Source organism: Carboxydocella sp. JDF658 (genome assembly GCF_002049395.1).
Taxonomy (GTDB): Bacteria; Bacillota.
Map to the genome: position 1 here is coordinate 3,014 of NZ_BDLR01000162.1, position 10,629 is coordinate 13,642.

A 10,629-nucleotide genomic window follows, 5' to 3' on the forward strand; every position below is an offset into this window, starting at 1 on the left:
GCCCTTTGCTGTCATGCTGGGCGATGATATTGTGGTTGGGGAACCGCCCTGTCTGGCCCAGTTGCTGGAGGTCTATTACCAGACCGGGGAACCGGTGGTAGGAGTGCAACCGGTGCCTCTGGCTGATACCCGGAAATATGGCATTGTGGATGTGGAGCATACCGGTGGTAACTGCTTGCCGGTTCGGGACCTGGTGGAAAAACCTGACCCGGAGGTAGCTCCTTCCCGGCTGGCTATCATGGGCCGTTATGTCCTGACTCCGGATATTTTCCCTATCCTGGAGGCCCAGGAAACAGGGGTAGGGGGCGAAATCCAGCTCACTGATGCCCTGCGCAAATTGAACCAGAAGCGGCGTATTCACGCCTGCATCTTCACTGGCAAACGCTATGATGTTGGCGATAAGCTGGGTTATATCCAGGCAACGGTGGAACTGGCCTTGCGCCGGGAGGATTTGCGGGAGCAGGTGGAAAAGTATCTGGAAGAACTGGTGGAGAAGAAAAAGGTACAGTTGTAGCCTCAACTTGAGGCTTTTTTTTCTGCAATTTTTGCTAGAATTCCCTGGATGTGTTATAATGCTATTATCTACTTAAACTAAAGGTAGTGGTCAATATGAATCAAGATATAATTCAAAAAATGGTAAGCACCATCCGGATCAAATTTGATCCAGAGCAAATAATAGTGTTTGGTTCATGGGCCAGGGGAGAAACTGTTGAGGATAGCGATATAGATTTTTTAGTCATTATGCCTGATGAAATTCCCAATAAAAGGTCATTACAGGTAGAAATAAGAAAATCACTCAGAGGTTTTGCTGTTCCTAAAGATGTTATAGTTATGAGTAAAAGTGAAATTTCCAGATATAAAAATATCAACGGTTTAGTATATAAAAACGCTCTTGAAGAGGGTAGGATTTACTATGGAAGATAACTCACTTTTTTATATAAAATGGTTCAATTATGCTTATAAATACTTACGAACCGCAAAAGCCATTTGGCTGAGTTGTTACCGGGGGTAAATGCTAGTGCTTTTTTTGAGCATGAACTTGAATGTCTCACAGAATGGTGTGTAGAAAGCCGATATCCGGGTGATTTTCCTGAAGCCACCAAAGAGGATGCAATATTGGCGATTAATATAGACGAAGCAGTTTACAACTTAGTATGAGATTTTTTTTCAGAAATCTGAAACCAAGATAAATCAATACTTTTTGATGGTATAAAAAAAGACTTCACCCCATGAATGGAAAATTTTTAAAGCAACCAACCCGGGAAAATTTCTCCAAGTAATGAAGTCGCTTGTAAATTATCCAAGAAAGTCTATTTCCCTTCGAACAATTTATGGAAATTGAGATAAGCAGATAAAACAGAAAATGCTACATGGGGGGCAAAACTAGACTCTTTTGGCAATAAAATTACATGGTTTGGTTATAAGTTGAAATTTTTCGGGAGAGGGAGGATAAATTAATGAGTATCGATCTTATAGCCTTATTTGGTCTTTCTTCTGTGGGTATAATTGTTGCTTTAGCAGGTTTTATAGTTTTGCTGACTAAACGTATACAAGATTCAAATAAACCGTTTCTTCAGGAAGAATTATTACGGAAAATTAGTTTATTGGAAAAACAGTTAGATGAAATAAATAACAAAAATAACCAAAGTTAAAGACAAGTTTTTAGGCATGGCTCGTGTCCGTTACACGTATACTTTGCTTAAGGTTAAACCTTATTACCAAGCAATTTTTTTCAACTGCAACTAATAGATCAGCTTCCCAGGCTGGGTATAGATTATGGTTGATTTCAAATCGGCATCCCTCCGGCAGTAAAATGCCCAGCTAAAATAGCCACCTGATCCAAGGGAACGCCTGCATCTATCAAGTTTTTGCCAAAAGTATATGGAGCTTGTAGAAGAGTTATTGGCACAGGTACGAAACCCTTCTGCAAATTAAAGGCATAGGCGTAGTAGTAGCCAGCTTTGTAGCAGAAGTAGGAGATATAAAAAGATTCAGCCATCCACGGCAAATTTAAAAACTGGCAGGGCTAAATCTAAAAGAAAACAGCTCAGGGAGACATAAAGGAATGAATTTCGCAAACTGCATCAGTACTATACAACAAGGAAAGGGATTCCGTATTTCTTGTTTAAAAATTAGGAGTCGGGATAGTCAGGTTAACATCCATGCGGGCATAGACCCTGAATAGAAGCATTTCTGACATTCCATATCCAGAGCAGGCAGAACGAAGGAATTTAGGGCAAAGACCCTGTGAGACATGGGAGGGTTGACGATGGAGAATATATGGAATCCCCCTGACCAGATATTGTAAAGTAAGCGGTCTGGTTGTGGCTACCTATTTTCATCCATATTTTGCGCTGCAGTTATAATACCTTATTGAAGACAGAGATAAACTGACTCTAAGCTATACCCACGTTAGAGGTATTGAAAAGATTACAACACATGCATATATAAATGCTATTGTTTTATTGGCATCAGCATTAGTAATCAAGAACTTAAATGATAAAAAATTGAAGATAAAGACTGTCTAAAATTAGTTTTTTAAAGTGACTAAAACAAAAATTCTGTTCATATGCCTATTTTTAAGTTCCTAATATTACCAAAGAAATAATACCAATAAAAATAGCCTTCATTAAGCACTGCTTTGATTAAATGTGGCAATCAGAATCGTTAAAAAGCCAATTCCTCAGTATATAAGAGCATTGCAGAAGAAAAATAATTAATAGACTCTAGCCTCAACTTGAGGCTATTTTTTCTGCAATTTTTTGCTTGAAATTCCCAGAATTGAATAGAAAAATCCGCCAGAGTTTGGTATAATATTTCTAAATTAGTATCTAAGGAGGTAGCATTTTGGCAACAAAGGTTTTAGTTACCGGTGGGGCCGGTTTTATTGGCTCCCACTTGACCGAAGCTTTGCTGGAACAGGGCTATGAAGTAACAGTAGCAGACAACTTGAGCACAGGCAAGTTGCTTAATTTACCTCATAAAGGGGAAAATTTTCACAAACTTGACATCACCGCTCCCGAATTTCGGCAGCTGGTACGAGAACTCAAACCCCGTTATATCTTCCACCAGGCGGCGCAAATCGATGTCCAGACCTCCCTGGCTGATCCCATCCTGGATGCTAAAGTCAATATCCTGGGTACCCTCAATGTCCTGGAAGCCTGCCGCGAGGCAGGGGTGGAAAAGCTGATCTATGCCTCTTCCGCTGCGGTCTTCGGGGAACCTCAGTATCTGGGCATCGATGAAGCTCATCCGGTAGAACCCCTTGCTCCCTATGGCGTCTCCAAGCATACTCCTGAACATTACCTGGCCCTCTATGGCCAGCTTTATGGCCTGCGCTGGACTGCCCTGCGCTATGCCAATGTTTATGGTCCCCGCCAGGATGCCTCCGGTGAGGGCGGGGTGGTGGCCATTTTCACCGACCGCCTGTTAAAAGGCCAGGAGCCGGTGATTTATGGCGATGGCCAGCAGACCCGGGATTTCATCTATGTTGCTGACGTTGTAGCTGCCAACCTGTCCGCTCTGGAACGGGGCGATGGCGGGATCTACAACATCGGCACTGGACAGGCTACCAGTGTGCTGGAGCTTTACCGGACTCTGGCGGAGCTGTTGCGCGAGTCAGGAGAAAGGGAGGTACCGTCCTACCGGCTGGCTCCGGCCCGGCCGGGCGATATCCGCCACAGCTATTTTAATCCACAGCGGGCAGAACAGGAACTGGACTGGCGAGCCCGTTACAGTTTGCGTCAGGGATTGGAGCTGATGCTGGCATGTCTCAGGGCCGATTAGCCAGAGCAGCTGCCGGCATGGTAGTGGTCAGCCTGCTCAGCAAGATCCTGGGTTTTGGCCGGGAAACGGTAATCGCCGCCCAGCTGGGGGCGACAGCGGCCGGGGATGCCTTCAAGGTGGCATCCTTTATCCCGATGATGCTGTTTAACATCATCGCAGCTGCCCTGGGCAACACCTTTATACCCCTGCTGACTGAACTGGAAACCAGCCGGGGGGAGAAAGAACTAAACCGCTATGTCGCCAATGTCACCAACTCCATCACTGTTATTGCCCTGGTCTTCGCCGGGCTGGGCATGCTCCTCAATCCCTGGTTGGTGAAACTGATTGCACCCGGCTTTAAGGCCGAAACCTATCAGCTTACAGTGGAACTGGTCTACTGGTTAATGCCCTGTATTGTGCTGCTGGGCTTTATTGGCCTGACCACCGGTTACCTCAATTTCCGCCATGTCTTTGCCAGGCCTCTGCTGGGCGGGGTGGTATTTAATATCATCATTATCGCCGGCCTGATTTTGCTGGTGCCCTGGCTGGGAGTGCAGGGAGCGGTGCTGGCCTTGCTGCTGGCCTATGGCGGCCAGGTGCTCTACCAGCTGGCAGTGGCGGTCAGGTACGGTTTTCGCTTTCGGCCTGTCCTGGACTGGCGGGAACCATACCTGAAGCGGATGCTGAAACTGGCGGTGCCGGTGATTATCGGGACCGCAGTCTGGACGGTATCTACCCTGGTGGACCGCATTTTTGCCAGCTCCCTGGCCGAAGGCAGCATTTCTGCCCTGGACTATGCTGCCCGGTTGAACAGCTTTGCCCTCGGTCTCTTTGTTTCTGCTATTGCCAGTGTCTATTTTCCTACCCTATCCCGGGCCGGTGCAGCCCGGGACTGGGGGGCTTTCAACGACCATTTGTTGCGGGCTATTAACATTAACATCTATATTATCCTGCCCATGGCGGTGGGATTGCTGGTGCTGGCTCAGCCCATAGTGCGGCTGCTCTTTGAACGGGGGGCTTTTGATAGCAGGGCTACAGCCATGACTGCCGAAGCGCTGGCCTTTTTGTCCCTGGGTTTGCTGGCTTTTGCCCTGCGGGAGATTTTTAGCCGGGCCTTTTATTCCCTGCAGGATACGCTTACTCCGTTGACTAACGGGATCATGACGGTGTTGCTGAACGTGGGCCTCAATGCGATCCTGGTCAGGCTGATGGGCCTGAGTGGTATCGCTTTGGCTACTTCCCTGGCTTCCAATCTGATGATCCTCTACCTGGGCTGGCGCTTGAAAGGCAAGGCGCCCCGGCTCAGCTACCGCCCTGTCTGGATAGCAGCAGGCAAAGGGGTGGTGGCAGTGCTGGCCATGGCCCTGGCTGTGAAGGGCTGCGACCTGCTGCTGGCCCGCTGGGGCAGTCAGCACTGGGGCCTGGTCCTGCGGGTAGGACTGGATATTGTCCTGGGGGCAGGGGTGTATTTTCTGGCTCTCTGGTGGTTAAAGGTGACGGAATTGCAGGAGCTTTTAAGCTGGGCGGGAAAAAAATTAAAAATTTCCTTCTTAAAGGTTTAAACTTTATGGCTTCTGCATATCCTATATAAGGGAACTTTTATTTAAAGGAGTTGGGAGTCGTGAAAGGAAAAGGCAGAAAACTGAAAAAACTCATTCTGGACATGCAAGGTCAACTGAGTGAACGTCTGGAAGCCCTGGCCGATGAGGAAAAGAAGCTGAAAAAGGCTTTGGAATATCTGGCCAAAGGCGTTGAAATTCTGGATGAGCTGGAAGAGGCTCAGGCCAGAAAGCGGGCGCGGACGCCGCGGGCCCATGATCCCAATTCACTGGGGGGCAAGGACCTGCGGGCCAAGGTGGTGGAAGTTTTGCAAAACTCCCCCATGCCCCTGGCGGCAGCCCAGATTCTGCAGAGCCTTACTGATCAGGGCCTGACTCCTCGTAGCAAGGATTTGCTCCTGGTTTATCTGGCTGAGATGGCCAAGCAGGGGGAAATCGTGCGGCCGCGGCGGGGTTATTACACTGTGCCTGAGGCTATGGAAAATGTCTAGGTTCTGGCAGTGGACAGCCATTATTGCCGCCCTGGTGCTGCTGGGCGGTTGTCTGGGCCGGCCGCAGGCCGGCTCACCCCCTGCTGCGCCTCCGAATACGGTGACCCGGGAAATCACGTTGTACTTTGCTGATATGCAGGCGGAAAAGGTAACCCCGGAGCGCCGCCAGGTGCAGGTTGAGCCGGACCAGGCTCTGGTACCGGTGATTGTGCAGGAATTGATCAATGGCCCGCGGGTAAAAGGCCATTTTCCCACTATTCCTCCTGGGACCCGCTTGCTGGACTGGAAACTGGAAAAGGGACTGCTTACCCTCAATTTTTCCCGGGAGATTCAGGTCAACCATCCGGGTGGGACGGCCGGGGAAGCCATGACCATCTATTCCCTGGTTACCAGCCTGACTGAACTGCCGGAAGTGCGGGAAGTGCAGTTTCTGGTGGAAGGGGAAAAGAATGAAGCCATCTGGGGCCACGCTGATACCACCCGCCCGTTTAAACGCAATCCCGACATGATCGATAAACCCTGACAGGTCGAGGGAATCGACCTGTTTCTTTTTTATTGACCTGGTCCGGCTGGAATGCGTAAAATAGAGGCAGGAGGTATAAAACGATGTTTTTTCTCCTGGATTTTACCGCTCTGGCTTTGCTGCTGGAGGAAAGGCTGGAAGCTATATATATCTGGCGGGATTTCTGGGACCGGCTGGCCGGTCTGGGCCTGATGCTGGCTCTGGCCTGGTGGTTGCTGGCCTGGCGCTGGGGCTGGAGCTGGTGGCAGGCAGGGGCTGGTTTACTCTGGCTGGCCCAGGCGGGCTATCTGAAATGGCGCCTGGAGGGCCGGCGCCTTTCGCCCTGGTGGCTGGCGGCAGGTACCTGGCTGGCCCATGCGGGAAGGGGGTTTTGGGGCTGAAACAATGGGAAAAAATCGGACGTTTGTTACTGGCTTTGCTGGCCAGCTGGTACCTGACCTTGCTGGGACTGGTCATCTGGCAGGGGGAAAAGGCGCAACCTGGGCGGGGAGACGTGATCATCGTCCTGGGGGCCAAACTCTGGAATGGTAAGCCCAGCCCCATCCTGGCAGAAAGGCTGAAAGTGGCGGCAGACCTGTACCGGCAGGGGCTGGCGGGGAAAGTGATTGTCAGTGGCGGCCTGGACCAGGGCCAGAAACTGACCGAGGCTCTGGCTATGGCCCAGTGGCTGAGAGAACACGGTGTCAGGGCAGAGGATATTATTACCGATGAGGTTTCCACCAGCACCTGGGAGAATGTGCTTAACAGCCAGCGCCTGATGCAACAGCATGGCTGGCAGCGGGCCATACTGGTTACCAACAACTTTCATCTCTTCCGGGCGGGTCTTACTGCCCGGTGGCTGGGAATGACCTACTCCCTGGCGGCCGCTCCCATGCCTTTTGACTGGTGGACTGTCAGTAAGTATTACCTGCGGGAGCCTGTTGCCCTGACTTATTACCTGTTTTTTGTTTTCGGCAAAACCATTTAACCCCATGCACCGACAGTTCGGGGCCTTTTCTGCCAGTTTGGCCCTTTCGCACTTTAACTATCCGGGCAAATAACTATAATAAGGGTAGGATAAGATAGGGGGAAAAAGCTGTGCGCGTACTGGTAAAAGATATAATGACCCGGGGTGTTATCAAACTGGACAAGAACAGCACTTTGCAGGAAGTGGCCAAACTCTTTGCCGAGCGCATGATTGACGGGGCGCCGGTGGTGGAAAACAAAAAGGTGGCCGGGGTTTTAACCAAAACCCATCTTTTGCGGGCCATGGCCCAGGGACTGGCTCTGGATACCCCCATCGAAGCCCTGATGTCCCGCAATGTCATTACCATTAACCAGATGATGCCGGCCGAGGAGGCCATGGCTATCCCGGTAGGGCGATTGCCAGTGGTCAATGACCGGGGGGAACTGGTAGGCTGGTTGACCAGGACCGACCTGGCCAATGCCTTCAGTGAAAAATACAAATTTTTCACCCAGGATCTGATAGCTGTGCTGGATTCTTTGCCCTATGCCCTGGTGGCGGTGGACCGGGAGGGGCGCATTACCACCATCAACCGGGCTGCCTGTGAGCTCTGCGGAGTAGAGGCTGAGGATGCCCTGGAGCAGCCAGTTCAGGAAGTCTTTAACTGTCCTGATCTTTTGAAAGTAGCTAGAAATGGCATTGCTTTGTATAATCAAAAAATGCAGATCAATAACCGTCCCGTTCTGGCTAATTATTTTCCTGTTTTAGCAGAAGAAAAGTTGATTGGAGCAGTGGCTTTGTTGCATAATTTATAATAGAGAAACAGGAAAGGGGAGAATGAGGATGATCTTAAAAGGCTTAATCGGATTGTTTGTGACAGGCTTTACCGCTTATGTGTTTGCGGCCATGCTCTTTATCCCTGACCGCAGCAGCAAGTTTTACCACAGATAAGCAAGGGTAAAGGCCCAGGGGCCTTCGCTTCGCTCACCTTTGATTTCATTCGCGGCCCAGGTGTGCAAACAATCAAGGGGTGATTTATAAATTTTACCCCGATAAGATATCGTTTCACCAGGGTGAACAGAGCGCATTTCACGGTAGCAAAGGATATAATCAAGTATTTGTCCTTCGCCTAAGGGTTCACAAAATGTCACCTCCTGCTAAGAACCTAACCGGGCTTTGGCAATTGTAGTTATTACGTTCGGTTAAGGTTCCTAAAAATTAGATCCAGGCAAAGCTAAGCATACTTTCGGAGTAATATCTCTTCAAGCATTTTTAATATATCCCTGTCACTGTCTTCGTAGGTAAGTCTTTTAACCAGATTGTGTCCATACTCAAAGTAATGCGTATCTGGAGGTATATAGGGCTTTCTTTCAGTAGCTTCAGTTTTTGGTTTTTGCGTCTTTTGTGGCTTAACATAGGGGATCGTTTCATATACAGTGTTTTTGTATTGCACTTTTACACCAAAAACCGGACTTATTAATACATCTATCCTCCGTACGTGGCGGAATAGGATTGGTTTCTTTATAGATAACCTTAAAATGCCTGTTATAGAAAGAAAATACGCCCCCATTATCGATGGTTCTTTTTTGTTTAACACATAGTATATAGCCAATATCAATGTTTTGGTCAAGCGCCCTATAAGCAGTTTCGGGCTCTAAAGCTTTCACTGCAAACTAACTGTTAAATTTCTCTATATATTGAGATAGGAACTCATTAGCTTCATCAATAGTGGTAATACCGGCTATTTTGAATTCAACAGGGAGCCTGCTTTGAAGCGTTTCCCATAGTCACTCTACTCTACCTTTGGCTTGGGGTGAACGTGCTGGAATAAGGGTTATACCTAGTTCTTTCATAGCTCTGCCAAACTGGGTGTCGTTAACAACTTTGCCTTGCAATTGCTCCTCAATCGTAAGCCTTGAAGCGTTTTGGGAGAGAAAAATTGAGTGTCTGTCTGCGTAGATACTTGCTGGAATACCGTGCTTGTTAACGATTTGCCAGGTTACCTCAAAATATCCTTGCAAGCATTCATTCTTGGCCAGGTAGAGCCCTACTATTTTCCCGGTAGCATCGTCAATTGCACCATGGAGGGCAAACTTTTCATTAGTGCCAAATCATTCAAAAGGAGTGGCATCCATTTGTATAAGGAGGCCTTCCTGAGGCCTTATCTTTCTGCGGCGATGAGGTTTAAATCTCCTTCGTTTCTTAGGGCTGTTAATGCCTGCTTTGGTCAAAATAGTGTGGAGACAGGAATAACTTATGGTTATTCCCTCGTGCTCCTCCAGAAGCTCCATAAAGTGCTTGAAATTGGCGTTCTTGTACTTATCGGATTGTTTCAATGAGATAATCTTGCTTTTAATCTCGTCAGTGAGTGCATGCTGCGGCTTACGACCTGTATTTTTATGGATAAGGAACGCCGGCCCTTGTTCCATCACTCCTTTTTTAAGGCGCTTAATCTGGCGTTCACTAAGACCTAAGCTCATAGCTGCTTCACTGATTGATAGTTTCCCATCAATTAAGGAAGAAATTACCTTGTACCTATTTAGTTGTTTTTGTGTCATTAGATAACGCACCTCGTTTCTCATAGTGACATTTTATCAAAATACTTTACAAGGTGACATTATCACAAGATAATCACAAAAGCAAGGGAGCAGGGGTTGACCCTGCTGGCACTCCTCGCTATAATAAATAACGTTGAGCAAAAGTGGGCGTGTAGCTCAGCTGGGAGAGCGCCAGAATCGCACTCTGGAGGTCGTGGGTTCAAGTCCCATCACGTCCACCAATTTTTTTGGAGGGTTGTTTGTGCCCGAGATTGCCAGATTCTATGGTATTGTTATTAAAATGTTTTTTAATGCTCATTTGCCTCCCCATTTTCATGCTATTTGTGGGGAGAGGGTAGGGATGTTTGAAATTTCTACTCTCGAAATGATCGAAGGAGATTTACCTAACCGAGCAATAAAGTTAGTAAAGGAATGGGCTGAAAAATATCAGACTCCGGGTTTTGCATAAATTTGGTATAATATAGCTATGGAATAGAAACATAAGAGGGTGATTTGAGCTGGCACGCAAAAAGAAGTGCAGTAACGACATGCCAACGCAGACCCTCACAGCCAGGGCGAAAGTCGTCAACCTTTCCGACCAGGACGCCCTGCTCCTGGGCTTGCTGGGTTTTTCCGCCACCAGGCTGTGGAATGTGGCCAACCACCACCGGCACACTGTCTGGAACGAAACTGGCAGAATACCCGGTTTCTCCGAGCAGTGCCGGGAGCTTAAAATCAACCGCTGGTACAGGCTCCTGCCTTCCCAGTCTGCTCAGGAAGTCCTGGGCGAGCAGGACGACTCCTATCGGTC

13 protein-coding genes, 1 tRNA gene and 2 pseudogenes are annotated in these 10,629 nt (G+C 48.3%); 14 read left to right on the plus strand and 2 right to left on the minus strand.

The window, feature by feature from the left end:
• The 11 genes and pseudogenes from JDF658_RS14905 to JDF658_RS13030 all read left to right on the plus strand — a co-directional run.
• A partial coding sequence (locus JDF658_RS14905) for a UTP--glucose-1-phosphate uridylyltransferase (RefSeq protein ID WP_242946683.1) occupies positions 1–514 on the plus strand: 514 nt, incomplete at its 5' end.
• A 95-nt stretch (positions 515–609) separates the two neighbouring features.
• Positions 610–924 (plus strand): nucleotidyltransferase domain-containing protein, encoded by a 315-nt coding sequence (locus tag JDF658_RS12985; protein ID WP_079907943.1) that lies wholly within the window; start codon positions 610–612, stop codon positions 922–924.
• Between the two features lie 533 nt (positions 925–1,457).
• Positions 1,458–1,652, plus strand: a complete 195-nt coding sequence (locus JDF658_RS12990; RefSeq protein ID WP_079907945.1) for a hypothetical protein — start codon at positions 1,458–1,460, stop codon at positions 1,650–1,652.
• Between the two features lie 269 nt (positions 1,653–1,921).
• A pseudogene (locus tag JDF658_RS12995) lies at positions 1,922–2,011 on the plus strand (transposase); the annotation flags it as partial.
• A gap of 836 nt (positions 2,012–2,847) precedes the next feature.
• Complete coding sequence (locus JDF658_RS13000; protein WP_079907947.1) at positions 2,848–3,786, plus strand: SDR family oxidoreductase; 939 nt, start codon at positions 2,848–2,850, stop codon at positions 3,784–3,786.
• Positions 3,768–5,327, plus strand: coding sequence for a murein biosynthesis integral membrane protein MurJ (murJ, locus tag JDF658_RS13005; RefSeq protein WP_079907948.1), 1,560 nt, complete (start codon positions 3,768–3,770; stop codon positions 5,325–5,327). Before JDF658_RS13000 ends, murJ begins: the two co-directional genes overlap by 19 nt.
• 59 nt (positions 5,328–5,386) lie before the next feature.
• The gene (locus tag JDF658_RS13010; RefSeq protein ID WP_078664197.1) at positions 5,387–5,815 is read left to right on the plus strand and encodes a hypothetical protein; all 429 of its coding nucleotides are present in this window, start codon (positions 5,387–5,389) and stop codon (positions 5,813–5,815) included.
• Complete coding sequence (locus JDF658_RS13015; protein ID WP_079907950.1) at positions 5,808–6,338, plus strand: GerMN domain-containing protein; 531 nt, start codon at positions 5,808–5,810, stop codon at positions 6,336–6,338. The genes JDF658_RS13010 and JDF658_RS13015 overlap by 8 nt, the downstream gene beginning before the upstream one ends.
• A gap of 83 nt (positions 6,339–6,421) precedes the next feature.
• The gene (locus tag JDF658_RS13020; protein ID WP_078664195.1) at positions 6,422–6,718 is read left to right on the plus strand and encodes a hypothetical protein; all 297 of its coding nucleotides are present in this window, start codon (positions 6,422–6,424) and stop codon (positions 6,716–6,718) included.
• Positions 6,709–7,305: a YdcF family protein gene (locus JDF658_RS13025; protein WP_159071816.1), complete on the plus strand. Its 597-nt coding sequence runs from the start codon at positions 6,709–6,711 to the stop codon at positions 7,303–7,305. The genes JDF658_RS13020 and JDF658_RS13025 overlap by 10 nt, the downstream gene beginning before the upstream one ends.
• 110 nt (positions 7,306–7,415) lie before the next feature.
• A complete protein-coding gene (locus JDF658_RS13030) occupies positions 7,416–8,096 on the plus strand; it encodes a CBS domain-containing protein (protein WP_079907951.1) in 681 nt (226 codons plus the stop codon).
• Positions 8,097–8,515: 419 nt separating this feature from the next.
• Here the strand turns inward: JDF658_RS13030 and JDF658_RS14910 are convergent, their stop codons facing one another.
• Complete coding sequence (locus JDF658_RS14910) at positions 8,516–8,911, minus strand: hypothetical protein (protein ID WP_242946684.1); 396 nt, start codon at positions 8,909–8,911, stop codon at positions 8,516–8,518.
• A gap of 481 nt (positions 8,912–9,392) precedes the next feature.
• A complete protein-coding gene (locus tag JDF658_RS14915) occupies positions 9,393–9,839 on the minus strand; it encodes a helix-turn-helix domain-containing protein (protein WP_079907955.1) in 447 nt (148 codons plus the stop codon).
• A gap of 145 nt (positions 9,840–9,984) precedes the next feature.
• On the opposite strand from JDF658_RS14915, the gene JDF658_RS13045 reads away from it, so the two are divergent.
• The 3 genes and pseudogenes from JDF658_RS13045 to JDF658_RS14635 form a co-directional block, all read left to right on the plus strand.
• A tRNA-Ala gene (locus JDF658_RS13045) sits at positions 9,985–10,060 on the plus strand.
• A gap of 20 nt (positions 10,061–10,080) precedes the next feature.
• Complete coding sequence (locus JDF658_RS13050) at positions 10,081–10,287, plus strand: DUF4160 domain-containing protein (RefSeq protein WP_079907957.1); 207 nt, start codon at positions 10,081–10,083, stop codon at positions 10,285–10,287.
• 79 nt (positions 10,288–10,366) lie between these two features.
• A pseudogene (locus JDF658_RS14635) lies at positions 10,367–10,629 on the plus strand (hypothetical protein); the annotation flags it as partial.

Bases quoted from the DNA above. Each gene is read 5' to 3' on its own strand.
- JDF658_RS12985 (WP_079907943.1), top strand. From the start codon at position 610: ATGAATCAAGATATAATTCAAAAAATGGTAAGCACCATCCGGATCAAA.
- JDF658_RS12990 (WP_079907945.1), top strand. From the start codon at position 1,458: ATGAGTATCGATCTTATAGCCTTATTTGGTCTTTCTTCTGTGGGTATA.
- murJ (WP_079907948.1), top strand. From the start codon at position 3,768: ATGTCTCAGGGCCGATTAGCCAGAGCAGCTGCCGGCATGGTAGTGGTC.
- JDF658_RS13015 (WP_079907950.1), top strand. From the start codon at position 5,808: ATGTCTAGGTTCTGGCAGTGGACAGCCATTATTGCCGCCCTGGTGCTG.
- JDF658_RS13020 (WP_078664195.1), top strand. From the start codon at position 6,422: ATGTTTTTTCTCCTGGATTTTACCGCTCTGGCTTTGCTGCTGGAGGAA.
- JDF658_RS14915 (WP_079907955.1), bottom strand. From the start codon at position 9,839: ATGACACAAAAACAACTAAATAGGTACAAGGTAATTTCTTCCTTAATT.